Annotated in this window: 21 protein-coding genes and 1 tRNA gene; 14 read left to right on the top strand and 8 right to left on the bottom strand. The window is 62.5% G+C overall.

Annotated elements, in window-relative coordinates:
- Positions 1–240: 240 nt before the first annotated feature.
- Both BSP239C_RS16570 and BSP239C_RS16565 read right to left on the bottom strand, forming a co-directional pair.
- Entirely contained in the window at positions 241–2,307 is a 2,067-nt protein-coding gene (locus tag BSP239C_RS16570; RefSeq protein WP_101574464.1) for an acyl-CoA dehydrogenase family protein, read from the bottom strand.
- Complete coding sequence (locus tag BSP239C_RS16565; protein WP_101574463.1) at positions 2,304–2,891, bottom strand: TetR/AcrR family transcriptional regulator; 588 nt, start codon at positions 2,889–2,891, stop codon at positions 2,304–2,306. The genes BSP239C_RS16570 and BSP239C_RS16565 overlap by 4 nt, the downstream gene beginning before the upstream one ends.
- 58 nt (positions 2,892–2,949) lie before the next feature.
- Here BSP239C_RS16565 and BSP239C_RS16560 point away from each other — a divergent pair, with 58 nt between their 5' ends.
- The 5 genes from BSP239C_RS16560 (at position 2,950) to BSP239C_RS16540 (ending at position 8,094) form a co-directional block, all read left to right on the top strand.
- Entirely contained in the window at positions 2,950–4,239 is a 1,290-nt protein-coding gene (locus tag BSP239C_RS16560) for an acetyl-CoA C-acetyltransferase (protein ID WP_101574462.1), read from the top strand.
- Positions 4,236–5,588, top strand: coding sequence for a 3-oxoacyl-ACP reductase (locus tag BSP239C_RS16555; protein WP_101574461.1), 1,353 nt, complete (start codon positions 4,236–4,238; stop codon positions 5,586–5,588). The genes BSP239C_RS16560 and BSP239C_RS16555 overlap by 4 nt, the downstream gene beginning before the upstream one ends.
- Positions 5,585–6,442, top strand: coding sequence for a MaoC family dehydratase (locus BSP239C_RS16550; protein WP_257930257.1), 858 nt, complete (start codon positions 5,585–5,587; stop codon positions 6,440–6,442). The genes BSP239C_RS16555 and BSP239C_RS16550 overlap by 4 nt, the downstream gene beginning before the upstream one ends.
- A 115-nt stretch (positions 6,443–6,557) precedes the next feature.
- Positions 6,558–6,645, top strand: a tRNA-Leu gene (locus tag BSP239C_RS16545).
- Positions 6,646–6,786: 141 nt separating this feature from the next.
- Positions 6,787–8,094, top strand: coding sequence for a M20/M25/M40 family metallo-hydrolase (locus BSP239C_RS16540; RefSeq protein WP_101574460.1), 1,308 nt, complete (start codon positions 6,787–6,789; stop codon positions 8,092–8,094).
- Here BSP239C_RS16540 and BSP239C_RS16535 read toward each other — a convergent pair.
- A complete protein-coding gene (locus tag BSP239C_RS16535) occupies positions 8,048–9,025 on the bottom strand; it encodes a DMT family transporter (RefSeq protein WP_101574459.1) in 978 nt (325 codons plus the stop codon). The two genes, BSP239C_RS16540 and BSP239C_RS16535, sit on opposite strands and share 47 nt — an antisense overlap.
- A 10-nt stretch (positions 9,026–9,035) precedes the next feature.
- Positions 9,036–9,239 (bottom strand): DUF5703 family protein, encoded by a 204-nt coding sequence (locus BSP239C_RS16530; protein WP_226830503.1) that lies wholly within the window; start codon positions 9,237–9,239, stop codon positions 9,036–9,038.
- A 37-nt stretch (positions 9,240–9,276) separates the two neighbouring features.
- Between BSP239C_RS16530 and BSP239C_RS16525 the strand changes: the two genes are divergently transcribed.
- Positions 9,277–9,978: a histidine phosphatase family protein gene (locus BSP239C_RS16525; RefSeq protein WP_101574457.1), complete on the top strand. Its 702-nt coding sequence runs from the start codon at positions 9,277–9,279 to the stop codon at positions 9,976–9,978.
- 67 nt (positions 9,979–10,045) lie between these two features.
- Here BSP239C_RS16525 and BSP239C_RS16520 read toward each other — a convergent pair whose 3' ends face one another.
- Entirely contained in the window at positions 10,046–10,879 is an 834-nt protein-coding gene (locus BSP239C_RS16520; RefSeq protein WP_101574456.1) for an undecaprenyl-diphosphate phosphatase, read from the bottom strand.
- Between the two features lie 69 nt (positions 10,880–10,948).
- On the opposite strand from BSP239C_RS16520, the gene BSP239C_RS16515 reads away from it, so the two are divergent.
- The gene (locus BSP239C_RS16515) at positions 10,949–11,851 is read left to right on the top strand and encodes an aldo/keto reductase (RefSeq protein WP_101574455.1); all 903 of its coding nucleotides are present in this window, start codon (positions 10,949–10,951) and stop codon (positions 11,849–11,851) included.
- Between the two features lie 38 nt (positions 11,852–11,889).
- Here BSP239C_RS16515 and BSP239C_RS16510 read toward each other — a convergent pair whose 3' ends face one another.
- The gene (locus BSP239C_RS16510; RefSeq protein ID WP_101574454.1) at positions 11,890–12,171 is read right to left on the bottom strand and encodes a hypothetical protein; all 282 of its coding nucleotides are present in this window, start codon (positions 12,169–12,171) and stop codon (positions 11,890–11,892) included.
- 57 nt (positions 12,172–12,228) lie between these two features.
- Here BSP239C_RS16510 and BSP239C_RS16505 point away from each other — a divergent pair, with 57 nt between their 5' ends.
- The 3 genes from BSP239C_RS16505 to mshC all read left to right on the top strand — a co-directional run bounded on the left by BSP239C_RS16505 (position 12,229) and on the right by mshC (position 14,945).
- A complete protein-coding gene (locus BSP239C_RS16505) occupies positions 12,229–12,792 on the top strand; it encodes a DUF3090 domain-containing protein (RefSeq protein WP_101574453.1) in 564 nt (187 codons plus the stop codon).
- Entirely contained in the window at positions 12,792–13,604 is an 813-nt protein-coding gene (locus tag BSP239C_RS16500; protein ID WP_101574452.1) for an SCO1664 family protein, read from the top strand. The genes BSP239C_RS16505 and BSP239C_RS16500 overlap by 1 nt, the downstream gene beginning before the upstream one ends.
- Before the next feature lie 81 nt (positions 13,605–13,685).
- On the top strand, positions 13,686–14,945 hold the full coding sequence (gene mshC / locus BSP239C_RS16495; RefSeq protein ID WP_101574451.1) for a cysteine--1-D-myo-inosityl 2-amino-2-deoxy-alpha-D-glucopyranoside ligase: 1,260 nt from the start codon (positions 13,686–13,688) through the stop codon (positions 14,943–14,945).
- A 44-nt stretch (positions 14,946–14,989) separates the two neighbouring features.
- On the opposite strand, the gene BSP239C_RS16490 is transcribed toward mshC, so the two are convergent.
- On the bottom strand, positions 14,990–15,820 hold the full coding sequence (locus tag BSP239C_RS16490) for a proteasome assembly chaperone family protein (RefSeq protein WP_101574450.1): 831 nt from the start codon (positions 15,818–15,820) through the stop codon (positions 14,990–14,992).
- A 22-nt stretch (positions 15,821–15,842) separates the two neighbouring features.
- On the opposite strand from BSP239C_RS16490, the gene BSP239C_RS16485 reads away from it, so the two are divergent.
- Positions 15,843–16,502, top strand: a complete 660-nt coding sequence (locus BSP239C_RS16485) for an HAD family phosphatase (protein ID WP_257930256.1) — start codon at positions 15,843–15,845, stop codon at positions 16,500–16,502.
- On the opposite strand, the gene BSP239C_RS16480 is transcribed toward BSP239C_RS16485, so the two are convergent.
- A complete protein-coding gene (locus tag BSP239C_RS16480) occupies positions 16,480–17,289 on the bottom strand; it encodes a PD-(D/E)XK nuclease family protein (RefSeq protein WP_101574448.1) in 810 nt (269 codons plus the stop codon). The two genes, BSP239C_RS16485 and BSP239C_RS16480, sit on opposite strands and share 23 nt — an antisense overlap.
- A 106-nt stretch (positions 17,290–17,395) precedes the next feature.
- Between BSP239C_RS16480 and BSP239C_RS16475 the strand changes: the two genes are divergently transcribed.
- The 3 genes from BSP239C_RS16475 to arc are packed head-to-tail and all read left to right on the top strand — an operon-like array spanning position 17,396 to position 21,334.
- Complete coding sequence (locus tag BSP239C_RS16475; RefSeq protein WP_101574447.1) at positions 17,396–18,556, top strand: site-2 protease family protein; 1,161 nt, start codon at positions 17,396–17,398, stop codon at positions 18,554–18,556.
- Between the two features lie 46 nt (positions 18,557–18,602).
- The gene (locus BSP239C_RS16470; protein ID WP_257930255.1) at positions 18,603–19,685 is read left to right on the top strand and encodes a tRNA (adenine-N1)-methyltransferase; all 1,083 of its coding nucleotides are present in this window, start codon (positions 18,603–18,605) and stop codon (positions 19,683–19,685) included.
- The gene (gene arc / locus BSP239C_RS16465) at positions 19,682–21,334 is read left to right on the top strand and encodes a proteasome ATPase (RefSeq protein ID WP_101574446.1); all 1,653 of its coding nucleotides are present in this window, start codon (positions 19,682–19,684) and stop codon (positions 21,332–21,334) included. Before BSP239C_RS16470 ends, arc begins: the two co-directional genes overlap by 4 nt.
- Positions 21,335–21,402 lie beyond the last annotated feature (68 nt).

Here is a 21,402-nt window from a genome sequence, read left to right as displayed (position 1 = left end):
ACGTTTGAGGGCAGAAGTGGTTCGATCTTCTCCCACTGCTCATCAGTGAAGACTCGGTGTCGTTGCTGTGTAGTCACGTCTCCACCGTGCCAGTCCTGGAATGGTCAATAAAGGAGACACGCCCTAGTCAGACAGTCACAGACGAGACAATCACAGACGAGACGAACGTGGGAGGGGCCGTGCAGCAATCAAGCTGCACGGCCCCTCCCGCATCTTCTGGGCGATCTATCTAGCTATCAGTTATTTGCTGGCTTTCGCCTTACGTCCGCCCTTGTTGGCCGCCTTCTGCGCAGCTTTCGCGGCCTTGCGCAGCTGTTTCTCCTCCACAGGGTAGTTCTCCTGTGCACGGGAGTGACGGAAGTAGTCGGCAGCTTCGGTCTGACGCTCGGCCTCGATGCCGGTCGCGATCGTTGCGCGGCGGTGATCATCGCCGTAGCCGAAGGCGTCCACGAGGTCCAAGGCGTTGGCGGACAGCTTCGCACACAGACGGTTGAGCGTCTCGTTGAGCTGGCGGGCACGCAACATCGGGAGACGACCGTACATGAGATGCCAGCCGACGTGCTTCTCGATGAGAGTCAGGCCGTAAGTATCGCGCAGACGGCGGAAGAGCTTGCTCTGGTCCGGGTCTGTCTGTTCCCTCATCGTTTCGTCGAGGGCCTTCCACTTCTCCAGCTCGACGTAGGCGCGCGCCATCTCGATGAACTCGTGCTGGTTGTCGTTGAAGACTCCAGCCGCATCGGCCTGCGACATCTTAGCGGCAGGACGCAGTGCTTGGGCGAGGTTCGAGAGCATGACCTCGAGCCTGGTCTCCAGCAGCGAACGCTGCAGCTTCCCGGAACGGATCCGCTTCTCGTTCAGGTTCAGTGTGAAGACGTCGGAGATCGCGAGGCCCGCATTGGCGATGCCGGTTCGGTAGAGCGTGTGCTCGGCGGCCTGGGTGCCGATGAAGCGGGCGGCCCCACCGACATCGATATGTGCGAGTTCTTTGGCATAGTCGCCGAGGAGGCGCTTGCCTGCCAGCTGCAGGAGCACAGTGTTGTCACCTTCGAACGTGGCGTAGACGTCGAGGTCTGCGCGCAGTCCCACAAGACGGTTTTCGGCCATGAACCCGGCACCGCCGCAGGCTTCGCGGCTTTCCTGGATGACGTCGAGGGCCATCCAGGTGGTGTCGGCCTTGAACGCTGCGGCCCGAGTCTCAAGCAGCGCGCGATTCTCATCGCTCTCATCGGCGCCGGAGAACACCTCTTCGAATGAGGTGAGCAGCTTCTCGTGTGCGAAGGCCGAGGCGTAGACGGAGGCGATGGCCGGCATCAGGCGACGCTGGTGCTGCTGGTAATCCAAGAGTGTGGTCTCGTTGATGTCATCGACCGAGGTGAACTGCTTGCGCTCGAGACCGTAGCGAACGGCGATGTCGAGTGCCAGCTTCGATGCGACGATGGCGGCGCCGTCGAGGGAGACACGTCCCTGGACCAGGGTGCCGAGCATCGTGAAGAAGCGGCGTCCCGGGGAGTCGATGGGGGAGGAATACGTGCCATCGGCGGTCACCGCACCATAGCGGTCGAGGAGGTTGAATCGTGGAATGCGGATCTCGTCGAAGATGATCCGTCCGTTGTCGACGCCTTTGAGTCCGCCCTTGAAAGCGTCGTCTTCGATGGTGATACCCGGCAGCACTTCACCGTCTTCATCACGGATCGGGACGAAGAACGCGTGCACACCATGGTTGACTCCAGCGGTGATGAGCTGGGCGAAGACCACGGCAGCGCGTGCATCACGCGCTGCGTTGCCGATGTATTCCTTGGTTGCGGCGCGGAAGGGCGTGTTGATGACGAATTCCTCGTCCTCAGCCGAATACGTCGCAGTGGTTCCGACCGCGGCGACATCGGATCCGTGGCCGATCTCCGTCATCGCGAATGAGCCCAGAAGTTTGCCCTTCTGAGCATCCAGCAGCCAGGCCTGGTGCTGTTCGGAGTTGCCCAGGTGAAGGATCGCTCCGCCGAAGAGCCCGAACTGGACCCCGGCCTTGATCTGGAGGCTGGGGGAGGCAGTGACGGTCTCCTCGAAGCCGGCGACGTTAGTCGCGTGCTGGTTGAGACCGCCCAGCGATGTGGGCAGGCTCGTCATGGTCAGACCGGTGTCGGCCATGATGCCCACACCGGTCAGCGTCTTTGCCCGTGTGGTTTCAAGGTCATCGGCAGGATCCTCATGAGTGATCTCGTCGAGCGCCAGGGTGCGCCCCTGGCGTCGTGCCTCGGCCCACCGGCCGTCGAGGGCGTCGTTGATCGCCTGTGGATCAAGGGAAAGCTTCATTCGTCTACTCCTAGTTTTGCGGGCAACGAGGCCCAGAGCCATTGACTGATTGCGGTGGCGAATTCATCGGGACGGCTGGGATCGGCCAGCCAGTTTTCGGTCGCGGCACGCACGAAACCGATTGCACCTGCTGCCCACAGCTGTCCCTGAGTACCCTCAAGGACAAGCCGATCGGCGAGGAGGCTGGCGATTGAATTGAAGAATCCGCCGGTCTCCGTCGGTGCGAAGCGGTTGACTGCCGTATCGCAGAATCGGTAGATATTCGGTGATTCTGCGGCGAGCGCGACGAACGCACGGATCATTTTGGTCAGTGCGTCCTGTGCCGAGGTTGCTGTTGCGTCATCGAGTGACTTGGAGATGACATTCATCGCCCATTCGCCCATGGCCGCCTGCAGACCAGCGCGATCCGTGAAATATCTGTAGAGCACGGACTTGGTGGTGCCCGAATGCTCGGAGATCTGCTCCATCGACAGCTCGTCTCCGTGCTCATCAACGACGTGCCGGACGGCGCGCAGCAGCTCGTGGCGCCTGAGGTCGCGATGCTGCTGCCACCGAGTGGACCGACCATCTGTGAGCGATTTCATGTGACAGACGGTATCAGGTACTGTCGGTAACAGTTAAATCCACATACCGGAGGTGCAAATGTCCACTCCCAATCAGCGTGCCGTCATCCTTGGCGGTAACCGTATTCCGTTCGCTCGTTCGAACAAGCAATATTCCAAGGCGAGCAATCTCGATATGCTCACGAGCGCCCTCGACGGACTCGTGGCCCGCTTCGGCTTGGCCGGTGAGAGCATCGGCGAAGTCGCCGGCGGCGCAGTCCTCAAACATTCGAAGGATTTCAACCTCACTCGTGAGGCGGTTCTCGGTTCCGCCCTGTCGCCGACAACTCCCGCGTTTGACGTCGGGCAGGCCTGTGCCACCGGTCTCGAGACCGTGGTCAGCCTCAACAACAAGATCAATGCCGGTCAGCTCGAGTCCGGCATCGCGTCTGGCGTGGACTCCGCGTCGGATGCGCCGATCGTCATCAACGACTCGATGCGTGAGATTCTGCTCGAACTCACGCGAGCCAAGACCATTGCTCAGCGGGCGAAGATCGCCGCACAGATCCGTCCGGCCTACCTGGCGCCTCAGGCTCCGTCGACGGGTGAGCCACGTACTGGCATGAGCATGGGTGAGCACCAGGCGATCACCACCGCCGAGTGGAAGATCACCCGCGAGGCGCAGGACGCACTAGCCCTGGCCTCTCACCACAATCTCGCCCGTGCCTGGGACGAGGGATTCTTCGATGACCTCTCGACCCCGTACCTTGGAGTCAGCCGCGACACCAACATGCGGGCGGATTCCTCCGCCGAATCCCTGGCTAAGCTGTCGCCCGTGTTTGGCAAGAACCTGAATACTCCGGCATCGATGACTGCCGGCAACTCGACTCCGCTGACAGACGGAGCGTCCTCCGTCCTGCTCGGCAGCGAAGATTGGGCGGCGGAACACGGCTTCACACCCCTGGCTCGCCTCGTCGATGCCGAAGCAGCAGCGGTCGACTTCGTCGACGGTGCCGAGGGTCTGCTCATGGCTCCGGCCTACGCAGTCCCACGCCTTCTAGCCCGCAACGGCCTCACCTTCGAAGACTTCGATGCCTTTGAGATCCATGAGGCATTCGCGTCGACCGTGCTCAGCCACCTGGCGGCATGGGAATCAGAGAAGTTCTGCCGTGAGAAGGCCGGCCTCGACGGAGCACTTGGCTCCATCGATCGGGCCAAGCTGAACCCACTGGGGTCAAGCCTCGCCGCCGGACACCCGTTCGCAGCGACCGGTGGACGCATCATCGCCTCCACCGCGAAGTACCTCAAGCTCACTGGCAAGAAGAGGTCACTGGTCTCGATCTGCGCAGCAGGCGGCCAGGGACTCACAGCGATTGTGGAGGCAGCATGAAAGACACCTACCTGGGCTTGGTCAACGGCCCACTGAAGCAGGTCGCAAAGACACTCGGCCTGCCCCAGCCCGTCGAACTGCACCGTTTCGACTCGACCCCAGCTGACTATCGCCGCAAACCGGTCCTCGTCCTCGGGTCCGGACCGGAAGCACAGAAGCTGGCCGACCTGCTGTTGGGCAACGGCCTCGAAGTGCGCCGCCATGCCAACGCGGGGGAGTCCCTGCGCGCGATCATCGCAGTCTTCGACGAAGTCACAGCGCCCGGCGACTTGTCGGAGACAGTGCTCGAGATCGGAACGGCTCTGCGCTCACTGGCCCGCTGCGGTCGCGTCATTACAGTTTCACCGTCCCCCAACCCGTCGCAGCAGGGTCCCGAGCTCGCTGCAGCCGCTCAGGGAATCACCGGCCTGACACGGTCCATGGCTCACGAGATGCGCCGAGGAGCAACCGCTAACGGCATACTCCTCGACGGCGTCGACATGCAGGCACCCTCTGTGGCCACCGCGCTGTGGTTCCTGCTCTCAGGCAAATCAGCCTATGTTTCGGGACAGTTCATCACCGTCTCCACTCAGGCCGGCACTCCGATCGGGATGAAGGAGTTCCTGTCCACTGGTGAGGCAGGCCCGCTGGCCGGACGAACCGCAGTCGTGACCGGTGCCGCCCGCGGGATCGGAGCGGCGATTGCGCGCAACCTGGCCCGTGACGGCGCAGACCTCATCGGCGTCGACATGCCGCAGGCCGGACAGGCCCTAGCCGAGGTGATGAATGAGGTCGGCGGTCGATCCCTCCAACTCGACATCACCACGGACACGGCGGCTGAGAAGATCGCCGAGGCGGTCGGTGGTCCCGTGGATATCCTCGTCCACAATGCGGGAATCACCCGAGACAAGATGCTGGCGAATATGGATGCCTCCCGCTGGGACTCTGTCATTGCCGTCAACATCGCCTCCCAGGCTAGGATCAACGCTCACTTGAAGGCTCAGGATCTGCTCGCCGAAGGTGCACAGGTGGTCTCACTGGCCTCGACCTCGGGCATCGCAGGCAACCGCGGCCAGACGAACTACGCGACCTCGAAGGCCGGAGTCGTCGGACTCACCGCCGCCTCGGCGTCGGACTTCGCCAAACGCGGAGGAACGATCAATGCTGTGGCTCCCGGGTTCATCGAAACCGATATGACGGCCAAGATGCCGACCCTGACCCGGCAGGTCGCCCGCAGGCTCTCCAGCCTCCAGCAGGGGGGACAGCCGGTCGACGTGGCCGAGACCATCGGATTCCTCGCCTCGGCGGGAGCCCGAGGGATCAACGGGCTGACGCTGCGCGTGTGCGGCCAGAACATGGTCGGTGCATGATGGCCAAGGACTCAATGCTGCCGCTCTACGCCAAGGCTGTGCTCAAGGCTCTGCCGTTGGGCACACGCACAAGCCCTGACCTTCCCAACCGAGCACTGGACCGCAGCATGCCCATCGAGGCCGCTGCCTACGCCGGTTTCACCGGTGTCATCGAAGCCGGGTTGGGCAATATCGTCCATCCGGGCTACCTGCACGTCCTCGCCTTCCCGCTGAGCATGCAGCTGCTCAGCGATCCCGAGGTGCCGCTGCCGATGATGGGCATGGTCCACATCCACAACAGGATTGACACACTCGGTCGCGTGTATGTCGGTGACAGTGTCGACTTCCATGTGGAGCTGGCTGGTCCGTTCCAACATTCGGCAGGGACCACGATCGAGGTCATCGTCGAGGCGAAGGTTGACGGTTCCCTGCGCATGCGCGAGACCACGACCTACCTGGCCAAGGGTAAGAAGCTGCCCAATGCTGAAGCGAAGCCGCAACCGCAACGGGAGGAGTTCACAGCTCCGACCCCGACTGCCCTGTGGCGACTCGATCCGATCATCGGCCAGCGCTATGCCCATGCTTCGGGAGATTACAACCCGATCCACCTCAATGGCTTGGCGGCCAAGGGCTTCGGCTTCCCGCGTCTCATCGCCCACGGTATGTACGGCGCCTCGCGTTCCCTGTCCGCGGTCGACACGAGGCTCGAGGCCTATCGCTGGGATGTGGCGTTCGCGAAACCTGTGCTGCTGCCGTCGACCGTTGGCTTCGCCATCACCGAGGGGCGTCGGCATGAGGCCGCGAAGTTCGCCGTCTTCGACCTCAAGTCCGGCAAACCGCACATCCTCTCCGAGGTGTCTGAGCTGGCCGAATGAGCCTGCGCGCGGTGATGCGCGGAGCTACAGAGAATTCTGTAAGTGCCGTGTGTCACAATCGGCCGATCTGATTTTGCACGGCCGAAAGTCGCGTGTAAAGTAATCTCTGTTGCCAGCGCGAGTGGCGGAATTGGTAGACGCGCTAGCTTGAGGTGCTAGTGCCCAACTTATCGGGCGTGGGGGTTCAAGTCCCCCTTCGCGCACAACAGAGGAAATGGCCTCCGGATCTGATCCGGAGGCCATTTCTCATTCACCCCTGAATTCGGACATCGCAGGTCGCGGCGACACAGTTGCTATAACGTAGATCACGTCAGCATCTTCTCACCTATCCGACGGGAGACACCGTGTACGATTTCAGCGCCGCCGAGGCCGAGGTCACTTCGCTGTGCCAGCAGCTCATCCGCATCGACACCCAGAACTGGGGCGGCAACAAGGTCAACCCCGAACGGCCGGCTGCGGACCTCATCGCCTCCTGGTTCGACGAGGTGGGGCTGACGTCGACCATCATCGAATCCGCACCGGGACGGGCCTCCCTGGTCGCTCGCATCAAGGGAACCGATCCCGAAGCCGATGCGCTCGTCGTCCACGGCCACACCGACGTGGTTCCCGCAGCGGCCGAGGACTGGAGCGTCGACCCCTTTGCCGGCGTGATCAAGGACGGGCTGCTCTGGGGTCGCGGAGCCGTTGACATGAAGGATATGGACGCGATGATCATCGCCGCGGTCCGGGACATGCTCCGTCAGGGTCTGAGTCCGCGCCGAGACCTCATCATCGCCTTCTTCGCCGATGAAGAGGCCGGCGGCAACTACGGTGCCCGCTACATGGTGCGCAACCACCCAGAACTCTTCGCCGGAGCCACCGAGGCGATCTCCGAGGTCGGCGGGTATTCCGTCGACGTCCGTGGCCAGCGCGTGTACCTCGTTCAGACCGCTGAGAAGGGCCTCGCCTGGCTCAACCTCATCGCCCACGGCACCGCGGGCCATGGCTCCCAGCGCAACGACGACAACCCCGTCACGCGCCTGGCCGCCGCCATCGCCCGCATCGGCGAATATCCCTGGCCACAGGAGATCCCAGTCGCGACCCGGCAGCTCCTCGAAGGAGTCGCGGAGATCACTGGCATCGAATTCCGGGCCGATACGATCGGAGAGCTGCTGGCTGAACTCGGGTCGGTTGAGAAGTTCGTGGCACCGACCCTGCAGAACACCTCGAATCCGTCATTCCTCAACGCCGGCTACAAACATAACGTCATCCCGGGAACGGCCACCGCATACGTCGACTGCCGCACCCTGCCGGGTCAGCACGAGGACGTGATGCTCAAGATCAAGGAACTCGCGGGCGAAGGCATCGACATCGAGGCCAATGACGAGGGCGATGCCCTGGAGGCGCCCTTCGACACCCCACTTGTCGCGCAGATGCAGAAGAGTCTGCTCGATGACGATCCCACCGCGAAGGTGCTGCCGTACACGCTCTCGGGCGGCACTGACAACAAGTCCATGGCTGAGCTGGGCATCACCGGCTACGGATTCGCACCGCTGCAGCTGACCGGAGACCTCGACTTTCCGGCCATGTTCCACGGCGTCGACGAGAGGGTTCCGATCTCGGCTCTCAAGTTCGGGGCGAGGGTCCTGGGCGATTTCCTGATGAAGGCATAATCGTAATCGCGATCCCGAGGAGCACCAGGGCGGCGCTGATGACCGTCGTGGTGCTCACCAGGGATCCGGGCATGGGCAGCAGGAGGTCAAGCAGGAGCGCCCCGAGTAGATTTCCGAACAGGGAGAACAGGCTGAGCAGCAGCACGCCGAGCTTCGCCACGGTCAGCGCCGTCAGTCCGATGAAGACGACGCCGAAGGCCCCACCGAGCAGCATCCACCACTGAGTGGGCTCAGTCGGAAATCCTGTCCAGGTCACCCCGGATGCCATGATGACCCCAGCAGCCGCGAGCAGGGCGAGGAAGCCGACGGCGAAGTTCACAGTGGTGGCGACGATGACCGAGCCTGTGGCGGCTTTGATCCGCCCATTGAACGCCTGCTGGACGGAGGTCAGGGCACCAGAGGCGAAGGGCAGCAGCAGCGCCCAGAGCGGGACGCCCAGATTGAGTCTCTCCGAGGCTCCGTAGACGAGGGCGGCGATGACGATGAGGACACCGAAGACTCGGAGGACCGTCAGTCGCTGCCTGCCTCCCGGTGGTAGGCGTGTGGAGTCGACGGCGAGGCCACCGGTGACCTGGCCGGAGACGAATGCCATGGTGAACATCGCCACGCCCATGATCGGCACGGTCGACGCCTGAGCGATGACGACGAGACCACCGCTGAGCCCGCCGAGGAGCATCCACCATGGCATCGCGTGAGTCCGGACCATCCGGATCAGAGTCAGGGCACCGGTCCGAGAGCGCGAGGAGCACAGCAGGGTCGTGCCCACGAGGATGAGACCGATGAAGAACGAAACGAGCGCGGCGAAGACAGAATGACCCAGGATCGGACCGAGCAGGCCGTTGGCACGGCCCTGGAGGGACATGGCACCGCCGGCCGCGATGGTGACGAGACCGGCGAAGAGGACAGGCAGAAGTGCGGCAGGGGATTTCACAGGGTCGGTGTCAGCTGCTCAATGTCAGGGGCATGATCTTCCGACGCAGCCAGACGGTCTTGGTGCCGCCAACAGAGATTCGAGTCCGGGCGAGTTCCCATTTGCCGTACTCCGCCTCATCATTGAGTTCCTGCAGACTCATAGATCGCGGAGTTTCTCTGGAGAACGAGACCTTGCGAAACTCATAGGCCATGCTGGGACGCTGACGCTTCATAGGCCCACTGTAAACGATCTGGGCTAGTGTTGATCGCATGCCCGTCATCGTTCTCCTCCGACACGGCGTCTCCAGCGCGAACACGGCAGGGATCCTCGCCGGACGCGCTCCCGGCGTGTCGCTGACCGACCAAGGTGTCAGTGCCCTGCGCGACACCCTGCGGATGCTTCCGCAGCAGCATTTCGCGCGCCTGCTGCATTCGCCGCTGCTGCGATGTGAACAGACCGCACAGATCGCAGCCTCAGCGATTTCCGCCGACTCCGCTGCCGCCGTCGATGACCTCATCGAACTCGACTATGGCGACTGGACCGGACGCAGCCTGAAGGACCTCGGCAGCGAAGAGCTGTGGAAGACCGTCATCGACGAGGCGTCTCAGGCGCGTTTCCCTGGTGGGGAATCCATCGCCGAGGCGGCCGACCGTGCCGTGTCGCGCGTGAGGACCGTAGTCGACGAGCTCCGCACAGAAGAACGCATGGAAGCGGGCCAGCGCACGCAGAAGAGCGACGATACGGGCTCGGTCAGCCGGTGGGCGATGCTCGTCTCCCACGGCGACATCATCAAGGCGATCATCGCCGATGCGCTGGCCATGCCGCTCGATGATTTCCAGCGCCTCAGCGTTGCTCCGGGCTCGTTCACCGTCATCGACTTCTCGGGGCCGCGGCCGGTGATGACCGCGATGTCGGTCACCGCAGCCGGACTGTCCGAGGGCGGCGTTCCCGGCGGTGGCAACCTGCGCTGAGGCAGGCTGCGCTGAGACCGGGCCGGTCCCGGCAGTGCCGAGAACCAGCCGCGTCAGCCAGCGTCGATCAGGTTGCTGCGAGGACTCCGGTGCCCAGCAGGACGTAGAGCACGATGCCCAAGGCCACGCGGTACCAGACGAAGATCGCAAACGATTTGGTCTTCACATAGCCGAGGAACCAGTGGATGACGAGGAGACCGAGTCCGAAGGCGATGATGGTGGCCAGGATCGTCGGTCCCCAGCCGATGACCATGTCCGCGCTGCCCAACGTCTGGAAGACAGAGTAGAAGCCCGATCCCAAGACTGCAGGAATGGCGAGCAGGAACGAGTAGCGGGCGGCAGCAGGACGGTCGAAGCCCATGAAACGCCCGGCCATAATGGTGCCACCGGAGCGTGAGACGCCGGGGATGAGGGCCAGGGCCTGAGCGAAGCCGTAGATGATGCCCTGCCCCCACGTCATGTCCTCAAGTGTGCGTTCGCGTTTTCCGACCCAGTCTGCGAGGCCGATGATGAGACCGAAGACGATGAGCATGGTGGCGGTGATCCACAGGCTGCGCAGGGCACCCTCAATGGCGTCTTGAAACAGCAGGCCGAGGATGACGATCGGAATCGAACCGACGATGATCAGCCAGCCGAGACGGACTTCAGGGTCCTTCCGATCGTGTTTGCCGGCCAGGGCCTTGAACCATTTGGAGATGATGGAGACGATGTCGCGCCAGAAGTAGACGACGACGGCGGCTTCGGTGCCGATCTGAATGATCGCGGTGAAGAATGCGCCCGGATCGTCACCCGGCAAGAGGAACTCACCGACGATGCGCACGTGCGCCGAGGATGAGATCGGCAGAAATTCTGTCAGTGCCTGAACGATGCCCAGCACAGCTGCGACCAACCATTCGTACATGCGTCTCCTTGAGAAAGTGGGGTGGGAACGAAACCACGGTAGTCGCCGAATCAGGTAACCTCAACAATCATGAAGCAACAACGCCTCGCCAGCACCGGTCTTGAAGTCAGCGCTGTGGGTCTCGGCACATTTGAGTGGGGACACCGGGTCGACGCAGCGGTCGCACAGCGACTCGTCGATGAATACGTCGGTGCTGGTGGGAACCTCATAGAGCTTCCCAGCTCAGGGGTGCACGCGGCCCAGGTGCTGTCTCAGCTGAAACTTCCTGAACAGATCGTGTTGATTGCCCGCGTGGGCGTGTCCATGAGTGAGTCATCCCACATTGAGGTGGGTCTGGGGCGAGCTCGGATTCTCAACCAGGTGGATGCGCTGTTGAGCGCCACCGGACGCTCCCACATCGACATGCTCATTCTCGACGTCTTCGACGCCGATGTGGACCGGGCAGAGACCGCCTCAGCGATCAATACATTGTTGATGTTGGGCAAGATCCGCTACGTCGGTGTGTCGCACCATGCCGGTTGGGAGCTGGCAGAGATGCGTGGAGCAGGCGTACCCATCTCCTGTGCCATCGCCGAATACTCGCTGCTCAACAGGGAGGCAGAGAACGACCTGCTGCCAGCCGCGAACTACGCAGGTGTGGGACTCATCGCCGGGGCCGGCCTGGGCAGGGGAGTGCTGAGCGACAAATATCGGCGCGGAACCCCACAGGATTCACGCTTTGCCGCGGGAGAACTCACCGACTATGTCGGTGCCTACCTCGACGAACGATCGACACGTGTGCTGGCGGGAGTGCGCAAGGCGGCGGCCGCGCTGGGAGTGACGACGACGGACATCGCACTGGCGTTCAACAGACACCGGGGAGTCGCCTCGTCCTTGGTCTCCGCCCGCACTAGTGAGCAGCTGGCTCAGGTGATCAGCAGCGAAGTCGAACTCGAACCCGAGATCGCCGAGGTGCTCGACCAGATCTCCTGAGGGCTCGGCGGACGTGATTCAGCAGTCGTGAAGGAGGCTCAGTCGTCTTCGTCGTCCTCGTCGACGGTGAAGTCACCGTCGAGTTCGTTGTCGTCGTCGTCTTCCTTGGCGTCTTCGACATCGTCGAAGAGCTCGAACGGAGTGACCTCGTCAAACGCGGTGTAGATCGCGTCTTCGTAGATTTCGAAGGCGTCGGCCAGGGCCATGTATGCGGCTTCGACACGGGGGTCTTGGTCTCCATTGCGGTGTGCGGATGCAGCGAAGTGCTCACCCACTGCTTCGAGGAATGCGTCCAGGGCCTCACGAGGATCAGTGCTCATGACTCAAATGTATCCCAGTGAAGACGGACATGTAAGTCTTTGAACTAGGCTGAAGGTATGGCAGCTTTGTACGACCACCCCACCCCAGAACGATTCGTTGTCGGCACGATCGGTCTGCCCGGCGAGCGAACGTTCCTCCTCCAAGCGAAATCTGGAACCGCGCTGACCACAGTGGTGGTGGAGAAGGAGCAGGTGGAGATCCTCTCTGATCGCATCACCGAGCTCCTCGACATGGTCATGGTCAAAGACCCCGCGGCGCGAGTGCCCCAGTCTGCGATCGACGAACGCATCGACAACGCGGGGCTCAACGTTCCGATCGAACCCGAATTCCGGGTGGGGACCATGAGCTTGGGCTGGGACACCGTCGCCCACGAGCTGGTTGTCGAATGCTTCGAACTCACCGAGGAGGATGCTCAGACAGGCACCTCCGCTGAGCCCGATGACGACGAAGTCGAGCGGGAGGTGCTTCGCATCGTCCTCGACGCTGCCGGCTCTCGCGAGTTCGCTCGCAGAGCTGACCAGGTCGTCTCCGCCGGTCGTGGCGACTGCCCATTCTGTTCGCTGCCGCTGGAGCCCGAAGGGCACCTGTGCCCCCGTGCCAACGGCATCGCGCGCATGTGATGCACTCAGCGTTCACCGAAGAGGCCCTGGAACTGGGCTCCTGCACCGTCATGGGAGCGATCCCGCGGGCCAGCAACGACACCCGCCTCGTGGTCGTCGATCACGCCGACACGCATCTCAAGGCCGTGTACAAACCTGTTTCGGGAGAACGACCTCTTGCGGATTTTCCAACGCACACTCTGTCGTTGCGTGAGGTCGCGTCCTATAGGCTCAGCGCCCACCTTGACCTCAACGTGGTTCCACCGACAGTTCTCCGTGGTGACCTGGGAGCGGGGCTTGGATCCTTACAGGCCTATGTCGAAGATTCCGGGGACGATGACGCTGTGGCTCTGACCGGTGTCGATGCCATTCCCGCCGATCACACCCCGATGTTCGCGCTGCGCACCGAGGACGGCATAGATCTGGTGCTGTCTCACGACACCAGGGAAGGCCTGCGGGCAATCGCCTTCTTCGACCTCCTCGCGAACAACGCCGACCGGAAGGCGGGCCACATCATCACCGGCAGCTACCTGCCCGGCGCCGGCCCCAGTAGCATCGGCACCTTCGGCATCGACAACGGACTGACATTCCACGCCGAAGAGAAGGTCCGCACCGTGCTGTGGGGTTTCTCTCACCTCTCATTCCGGGTCGAAGAGCTTGACGCTCTCGACGAGGTGGCCCGAATGCCTGCAGACCTGCGAGCCGCATTGGATGAGTGTTTGGACGAGGCAGAGATCGAGAGCCTGCGTGCCCGGGCCGATGAACTGGGAGAGGCCGGTACCTTCCCCGACCCGCCCCAGGACCGGACCGTCATACCTTGGCCGCCGATCTAGCACACGGCGGGTGCAGCCCGGGAACAGACCCGCCGGAGACATGAGGTGCCGTTCTGCTATGACTCGGTTAGGCTGGTCTGCGTGAAGTCATGGTCCGAACCTCAGCTACCCCGCCTCACCAGCTCCGGAAAGGTGCCGACAGTCTTCGACACCGGCACTCGGAGCCCACGCAATCTCAAAGGGCGTGACCAGGCGGCCGGTCTCTATGTATGTGGAATCACCCCGTACGACGCCACCCATCTTGGTCACGCGGCAACTTATGTTGCCTTCGACCTGCTCAATCGGGTGTGGCGAGATGCGGGGCTCGATGTCACCTATGTGCAGAACACGACCGATGTCGACGACCCTCTGCTGGAGAGAGCCAACGCCACGGGCGTGGATTGGCGTGAGCTTGCCGAATCTCAGATCGAACTGTTCCGCGAGGACATGAGCTCATTGCGCGTGATTCCGCCGCAGGACTATATCGGCGTCGTTGAGACAGTCGATCAAATCGTCGAAGCGGTGGAGGCCCTCGTGGACTCGCGAGCCGCCTACACCCTCGACAACGGCGACGTGTACTACCGGGTCTCAACCCCGATCCACCCGCCCTTCGGCAGCGTCAGCCACGATGACCGGGCCACGATGGCCAAACTCTCCGCCGAACGCGGCGGTGATCCGGAGACACCGGGCAAGGACAATGAGATCGACCCACTGCTGTGGAAGGCCGCACGCGAGGGCGAACCGTCCTGGGATGGCGGGAAGCTCGGGCCAGGCCGCCCCGGCTGGCACATCGAATGCACCGTCATCGCCAACAACTATGCAGGACTGCCGGTCGACGTTCAGGGCGGTGGCAGCGATCTGGTGTTCCCACACCACGAAATGAGCGCGGCTCACGCTGCGGCATGGAAGCAGACTCCCTTTGCCCGGACCTATATGCACACGGGTATGGTCGGTTACCAGGGTGAGAAGATGAGCAAGTCCAAGGGCAACCTCGTCTTGGTCTCCAAGCTGCGCGAACAGGGCGTGGACCCGATGGTAATTCGCACAGTGCTCCTGTCCAACCACTACCGCAGCGACTGGGTCTTCACTGACGACCTGCTCGAAACCGCCTCGGCGCGCTTGCAGGCCTGGAAACATGCAGCAATGTGCGAGGCCGAATGTCGGGAAGGACTGCGCGGACACATCATCGGTCTGCTGCGTGAGTCTCTGGCCGATGACCTCGACAGCCCGCGCGCCCTGGGCATCCTCGATGAATGGGCCGAACACTACGCGGACTCAGCCGCAGCCGAGACAGCTCCGGTGTGCGGAGATCGGGTCGCAGACGCCGTTGATGCCCTGTTGGGCATCAACCTTCACGCCTGACGCCTATGTTCCTGAGCGACTGACGTCCTGATCGCCGACTGAGGCTATTTGTCTCGGCCGCGCTTGCGCAGATACCGCTCGAACTCAGCGGCGATCGCATCGCCGCTGGCTTCGGGCAGTTCCGTTGAGTCATTGAGCTCCTCGAGTCCCTTGAGCAGCTCAACGAGATGTGGGTTGAGCGCGACCAGCTCATCGGCACCAAGCTCCCAGGCTCGGCTCTCCTCTTCGAGGATGGGGATGTCGATCTCGAGTCCCGTGTGCTTCTCCACCGCTGAGGCCAGGGCCAGTTCGGCCTTTGGCGAAGGCGAATCGGTGAGATAGTCGGGTACTCCGACCCACAGGTTGATCGTCTGCAGTCCTCGCCTGTGGCATGCGACGCCGAGGAGGCCGAGGATGCCGATCGGACCCGCATAGCCGTTGACGTCGATATTGAGATCCGCGGCCAGCGCCGTATTCTCTGTGTTCGCTACGACCGGCAACGGGCGTGTGTGAGGGACCTCAGCATGCAGACCACCGAGGAGGACCACACTGTCGTCGGAGCTGATCTGGGACAGGATGAGCGAGAGGAACTCGCGCCATTTCAGTCCCGGCTCGTGTCCCTGGATGATGGTGACCGGAGTGCTCAGGCGTTGCCCCCGATGGACCTCGATTCCCGGCCAAGCAATCGTGGCTCGACCAGTTTCGTCTCGGACGATCTCAGGTTCTGAGAATCTGAATTCGTAGAAACCGTCGGTGTCCAAAATCTCACTGTCGTTGAGTCCCCATGACTCGATGAGATCCTTGACCAGTGAACTGGCGGCTTCGGAGGCATCCGCGTCCTGTCCCTCGAAGGCAATGAACACGAGTGCCCCGGACCCTGATGGAAGAAAAGTCATGCTTCAAGATTACGCTGGAATCATGAAGAATCCTGCCGCAGTCCTCTGGGACATGGACGGAACACTGGTTGATACGGAACCGTATTGGATCAGGGCCGAGACCGAACTGATGAACGCGCACGGCATTGCCTGGAGCGAAGAGCAGGGTTTGGAGTTCGTGGGCAACGACCTTCTCACCTCAGCCGCGATGATGCAGGATGCCGGACTCGACCTTCCTGCCGCTGTCATCGTCGACACACTTCTCGACGAGGTTGTGGCGAAGATCGAGGAATCAGTGCCGTTTCGCCCTGGAGCTCTCGAGTTCCTCGACGCGATCGTTACCGCCGGCATCCCGTGCGTGATGGTCACGATGTCCTACCGGCGACTCGCCGAGGCGGTCATTGCGGCCTGTCCCGAGAACAGCTTCGTCGGTCTCATCTCCGGTGACGAGGTCAGCGCCGGAAAACCTGACCCCGAGCCCTACCTCAAAGGTGCGGCGCTGCTGGGCCTCGAACCGAGAGCCTGCGTGGCGCTCGAGGATTCGAAGCCCGGCCTTGCCAGCGCAGAGGCAGCGGGAACGATTGCGATCGGCGTTCCTCACCTGGTTCAGCTCGAGGAACGTCCCGGACGGATCCTGTGGTCGAGCCTCGAAGGGCGAACCGTGGCTGACCTGAGAGAACTCACGTCCCGACTATCCGTGTGATCTCGGGGGTCGGCGGGGGAGTGTTGCCCCAGGCCGGACACAGCGGTTTGAAGGTGCACCAGTTGCACAGGGGCGATTTCTTCGGACGCCAACGATCCGCCTCGGCGGAGGCGATGATGTCTTTCCAAATCGATTCGATCTCGAACTGAGTGCGTTCGATGTCACTCATCGTGGGATGTGACTTCAGAATGCTCTGCGAGCCGAGGTACATGAGCTGGAGCGTATGCACGAGCTCACCCGTGAGGCGGTACTCGACGAGGGCGTAGAAGCCCATCTGGAAGTTCGCCTCGCGCCCGTACTGGGGCTTGGGCTGTTTGCCGGTCTTGTAATCGACCAGACGCTTCTCACCACCTGGTGCGACATCGACGCGGTCGATGAAGCCGCGCAGCTCCAGGCCATTGTCGAGTTGAGTCCGGACGTACTTCTCCGTCTCATCCGGTTCGAGGTGCTCGGGGAATTCGAGCGTGAAGTAGGAGCGCAGCAGATTGCCGGCCGTTGTGAAGAATGTCTCCTTCTCACTCTCCTCGTCGAAGATCGCGAGCACTTCCGGGTCTTTGTCGACGAGTTCGTCCCAGCTGGGACGCAGCAGTGACTCGGCGACATCCTGAGTCCGCTGGGCAGCGGGTAGGGCGAAGAGCTTCTCGAGTACAGAATGGACGACGGTCCCTCGGAAGGCGGCCTGCGAAGGCGGTTCCGGAAGCTTGTCGATACTGCGGAATCTAAATTTCAAGGGACATTGTACGAAGTCGTTGGCCCGCGAGGGCGACAGACTGATCAGCTCGGCCATATCACCACTGTAACGACTTGGTCTGACACGACGCGTCAGAACACGTCGATGACCGTGTCGCTGTTAGGCTGAAGTCACCCGACCCCAAGCAAGAGGAACTCCTTCGATGGCCGTGAAAAATCACCAGACTGGTGCCTCTTCGGGCTTACGCCTGGGGAAAGTTCTCGGCGCCCCGGTGATCCTGGCATGGTCATGGTTCCTCGCCGCCATCGTCATCACGATCCTGTTCGCTCCCTGGGTGAACACGGTTCGGCCCGATCTCGGCATCTGGGCCTGGTTCGTCGCGTTCGCGTACGCGGTGCTGCTATTCGGATCCGTCTTCCTCCACGAACTGGCGCACGGCGTCGCCGGACAGTTCTATGGACTCAAGGTTGCCGCGATCGAGCTCAATATCTGGGGTGGATTCACCCGTTTCGAACCTCAGGTCGAGAATCCGCGGGACAAAGCCGCTCTCACCAGCTTCGTCATCTCCATCGTCGGTCCCATCGTCAACATCGTTTTGGCGTTGCTGGGCTGGTGGTGCCTGAGCGCAGTCTCCCCAGCCTCGGTGCCGTGGCTCCTGCTCATTGCGGTCACCTTCGCCAACGTCGCACTCGGTGCCATCAACCTGCTGCCGGGCATTCCGCTTGACGGCGGGTGGGCGCTGCAAGCCCTGATGTGGCGATTGACCGGTTCGCAGTACCTGGGAACTATCGTCGCCAGCTGGGTCGGTCGCGTCATCGCAGTCGGCTTCATCGGCTGGTCGGTCATCACCCCGCTGCTGGCAGGCGATCGTCCCGACCCGCTGCAGGTCGCTTGGATGTCCCTCATCGCCATCATGCTCTGGTTCTCTGCCGGGGATGCCGCGACTCACGCGAAGCGGGCGCGGAAGATGGAGACCTACGACCTCTCACAGGTCATCCAGCCGGCCATCGCCGCGACCTGGGATGCAGATCTTGCCGACACTCTCGACTACGCGAACACATTGGGCAACGCGAAGGAACGCACCCTTATCGTCGTCCTCGACCAGAAGGGCCTGCCCTACGGTCTCGTCGACAGGCATGCAGCGGCTGGGCGTCTCGCCGAGTCACTGGACCAGGTCCCGGCAGGCGAGGTCGCCAGGCCTCTGGCCGGATGGATCGGAGTCCCGAGGGACATCACCGCCCCGCACCTGCTCGAGTCACTGACCCACCGGCCCAAAGCGCAGTTCAGCCTGGTCATGGACGAGAATACTCTTGTCGGCGTGATCGATCTGCAGGAATTCTTCGACGAGCTTCTCGCAGCGTGAACCAGGTGTGCTGAGGCACTTCTCATCAGCGTAGAGTGGACGCATCATGACTGAGGCAAGCCATACCGAACCCGACCGGGCACTGAAATCCGGCGAGAAGATTCAGCTCACAGACCCCAAGGGCCGAATGCACACGATTGTGCTGGCTCCGGGGGAGCTGTTCCACACGCATAAGGGACTCATCGAACACGATGCCATCATCGGTCGCACCGAGGGAATCATCGTGTCGAACACAGGAGGAATCGACTTCCAGGTCTTCCGCCCGCGGTACGAGGACTTCGTTCTGTCTATGCCTCGCGGGGCTGCGGTCGTCTATCCCAAGGATTCCGGTCTGATCGTCACCCTCGGTGATATCTTCCCCGGTGCAACCGTCGTCGAAGCCGGAGTCGGCTCCGGGGCCCTGTCCATGGCTCTGCTGCGGGCAGTCGGCCCCACCGGCACCGTGCATTCCTTCGAGCTCCGCGAGGAATTCGCTACCATCGCGGCCGGCAACATCGCAGACTTCTTCAACGGTCGACCGGACAACTGGTCAGTCACCGTAGGCGATCTCTCCGACGAACTGCCTCAGGCCCATGCCCCCGGCAGCGTCGACCGGGTCGTCCTCGACATGCTCACACCATGGAACACGTTGGACGCCGTCAGCCGGGCGCTGGTACCCGGCGGCGTCGTGATCGCATACGTCGCCACCGTTCCCCAGCTCTCCCGCTTCGTCGAAGCCCTGCGCGCCACGGAGAACTTCAGCGAACCCGAGTCGATGGAGGCCATGGTCAGAGGGTGGCACGTCGATGGGCTCGCAGTCCGTCCCGACCACCGGATGATCGCCCACACCGGATTCCTTGTCATGTCTCGACGTATGGCTCCCGGAGTGGCCCCGTTGGAGAAGAAGAAACGCCCTCAGGGCGCTCCGGCATCGACTGAAGACGTTGATGCCTGGACGAAGCCTGAAGTCACCGATGAAGCGGTCGGTGCCAGAGTGGCGCAGGGAAAGAAGCTGCGCCGCGTCATGCGCGAGGCGGGAAAACGCTTGAATCAAGAACTGCCGACCTCAGAGTCGAACACTCAAGAGTCGAACACAGAAGTGTCGGACACACAGGAGTCGGACACCACAGGGTCGAAGGAGGACCAATGACCGAGACCACGCCCGAAGCACAGCGTCAGCGCGAGGACACAGCGTCATTGCGCCAACAGCTCTTCAGCGCCGGGAAACGCAATGAAGCTCTGTCGAAGACCCTGCGCACAGCTCGCGACGAGCTGAACAGGATCAAAGAAGAAGCCCGTCGACTGACGGAGCCGCCCAACAACTGGGGCACCCTCATCGCGGTGGAAGAGTCGGGGCTTAGCGCCGACGTCATCGTCGGCGGCCGCCGCATGCGCGTAGCCGTCGGACCCGAGGTGGAGCCGAAACAGCTGCGTGCCGGTACCGACGTGCTTCTCTCCGAGGGTCTCGTCATCATCGGAACCGGTTCCTTCGCCCCGGTCGGCTCGGTCGTCAACGTGCGCGAGTTCGTCGACGACACCCGGATCCTCGTCGGCGCACCCGGCGATGACGAGCAGGTGTTCATCCTCGGCGAGGACCTCGTCGATGCCGGTCTGCGCGTCGGTGACGCCGTGGTCGTCGATACCCGCACGCACTATGCGCTCCAGGTCGTCGAGAAGCCCGAGGTCTCTTCGCTGCTGCTCGAAGAGGTCCCCGACATCACCTACTCCGACATCGGTGGGCTGGCCGATCAGATCGGTCAGATCAAGGACGCAGTGGAGCTGCCCTTCGAACATCCGCAGCTCTACACCGAACACGGACTCAAACCGCCGAAGGGCATCCTGCTCTACGGCCCTCCCGGCTGCGGCAAGACTCTGATCGCGAAAGCCGTGGCCAACTCCCTGGCCGACCGGACCGGCGCAGGTCAGTCCCGCAAAACCTACTTCCTCAACATCAAGGGACCGGAGCTGCTGGACAAGTACGTCGGCGAGACCGAACGTCAGCTCCGCCTCATCTTCGCCCGTGCGAGGGAGAAAGCCTCAGCAGGGTTCCCCGTCGTCGTCTTCTTCGATGAGATGGAATCTCTGTTCCGCACCCGCGGTACCGGCAAATCCTCGGACGTGGAGACGACCATCGTGCCGCAGCTGCTGACCGAGATCGACGGCGTCGAGCAGCTCGACAACGTCATCGTCATCGGCGCTTCGAACCGCGAAGACCTCATCGACCCCGCAATTCTGCGTCCCGGTCGTCTCGATGTGAAGATCCGCATCGAACGTCCTGATGCTGATGCGGCACGTGACATCTTCGAGAAGTACCTCACCGCCGAACTGCCTCTGCACCCGAGTGTGCTGACCGGTCATGAAACCCCCGCCGAGGCGGTGTCATCTCTGATCTCATTCTGTGTCGACCGCATGTATGCGCTGTCACCGGAGAACGAGTTCGTCGAGGTCACCTATGCCGACGGAGCGAAGGAAGTACTCCACTTCGCAGACTTCGCCTCCGGTGCCATGATTCATAACATCGTGGACCGGGCCAAGAAGAGTGCGATCAAGTCGCTGCTGGAAACCGGCGAACGCGGACTCCAGCCCCAGCACTTCGAAGAGGCCATCGCCGAAGAGTTCAGCGAGCACGAGGACCTGCCCAATACGACGAACCCTGACGAGTGGGCACGGATCTCCGGGCGCAAGGGGGAGCGAGTGACGCATCTGCGGATGATGCACCTGGACACGACGCGAGGTGCCCCAGCGGTTCCGTTGGAATCGGACATCGCCGAGGTGTACCCCAATTCAGACCTGGTCTGATTCGCCCCGTACGCGGTCGGCTTCAGGAGCTACGATCAGCGGAGTAAGACAGTAATCATCCTGAGTCA

The sequence above is a fragment of the Brevibacterium sp. 239c genome (assembly GCF_900169365.1).
Classification (GTDB): Bacteria; Actinomycetota; Actinomycetes; order Actinomycetales; family Brevibacteriaceae; genus Brevibacterium.
The sequence above is the reverse complement of the archived record's forward strand: the minus strand, read 5'-3'. Positions and strand labels throughout refer to the sequence as shown.

Excerpts from the sequence above, each read along its gene's own strand:
- BSP239C_RS16515 (WP_101574455.1), top strand. The coding sequence starts at position 10,949 with ATGAAGCAACAACGCCTCGCCAGCACCGGTCTTGAAGTCAGCGCTGTG.
- BSP239C_RS16485 (WP_257930256.1), top strand. The coding sequence starts at position 15,843 with ATGAAGAATCCTGCCGCAGTCCTCTGGGACATGGACGGAACACTGGTT.
- BSP239C_RS16510 (WP_101574454.1), bottom strand. The coding sequence starts at position 12,171 with ATGAGCACTGATCCTCGTGAGGCCCTGGACGCATTCCTCGAAGCAGTG.
- BSP239C_RS16505 (WP_101574453.1), top strand. The coding sequence starts at position 12,229 with ATGGCAGCTTTGTACGACCACCCCACCCCAGAACGATTCGTTGTCGGC.
- BSP239C_RS16530 (WP_226830503.1), bottom strand. The coding sequence starts at position 9,239 with ATGAAGCGTCAGCGTCCCAGCATGGCCTATGAGTTTCGCAAGGTCTCG.
- BSP239C_RS16475 (WP_101574447.1), top strand. The coding sequence starts at position 17,396 with ATGGCCGTGAAAAATCACCAGACTGGTGCCTCTTCGGGCTTACGCCTG.
- BSP239C_RS16500 (WP_101574452.1), top strand. The coding sequence starts at position 12,792 with ATGCACTCAGCGTTCACCGAAGAGGCCCTGGAACTGGGCTCCTGCACC.
- BSP239C_RS16490 (WP_101574450.1), bottom strand. The coding sequence starts at position 15,820 with ATGACTTTTCTTCCATCAGGGTCCGGGGCACTCGTGTTCATTGCCTTC.
- BSP239C_RS16470 (WP_257930255.1), top strand. The coding sequence starts at position 18,603 with ATGACTGAGGCAAGCCATACCGAACCCGACCGGGCACTGAAATCCGGC.
- BSP239C_RS16570 (WP_101574464.1), bottom strand. The coding sequence starts at position 2,307 with ATGAAGCTTTCCCTTGATCCACAGGCGATCAACGACGCCCTCGACGGC.
- BSP239C_RS16520 (WP_101574456.1), bottom strand. The coding sequence starts at position 10,879 with ATGTACGAATGGTTGGTCGCAGCTGTGCTGGGCATCGTTCAGGCACTG.
- BSP239C_RS16565 (WP_101574463.1), bottom strand. The coding sequence starts at position 2,891 with ATGAAATCGCTCACAGATGGTCGGTCCACTCGGTGGCAGCAGCATCGC.
- BSP239C_RS16555 (WP_101574461.1), top strand. The coding sequence starts at position 4,236 with ATGAAAGACACCTACCTGGGCTTGGTCAACGGCCCACTGAAGCAGGTC.
- arc (WP_101574446.1), top strand. The coding sequence starts at position 19,682 with ATGACCGAGACCACGCCCGAAGCACAGCGTCAGCGCGAGGACACAGCG.
- BSP239C_RS16560 (WP_101574462.1), top strand. The coding sequence starts at position 2,950 with ATGTCCACTCCCAATCAGCGTGCCGTCATCCTTGGCGGTAACCGTATT.
- BSP239C_RS16480 (WP_101574448.1), bottom strand. The coding sequence starts at position 17,289 with ATGGCCGAGCTGATCAGTCTGTCGCCCTCGCGGGCCAACGACTTCGTA.
- BSP239C_RS16525 (WP_101574457.1), top strand. The coding sequence starts at position 9,277 with ATGCCCGTCATCGTTCTCCTCCGACACGGCGTCTCCAGCGCGAACACG.
- BSP239C_RS16550 (WP_257930257.1), top strand. The coding sequence starts at position 5,585 with ATGATGGCCAAGGACTCAATGCTGCCGCTCTACGCCAAGGCTGTGCTC.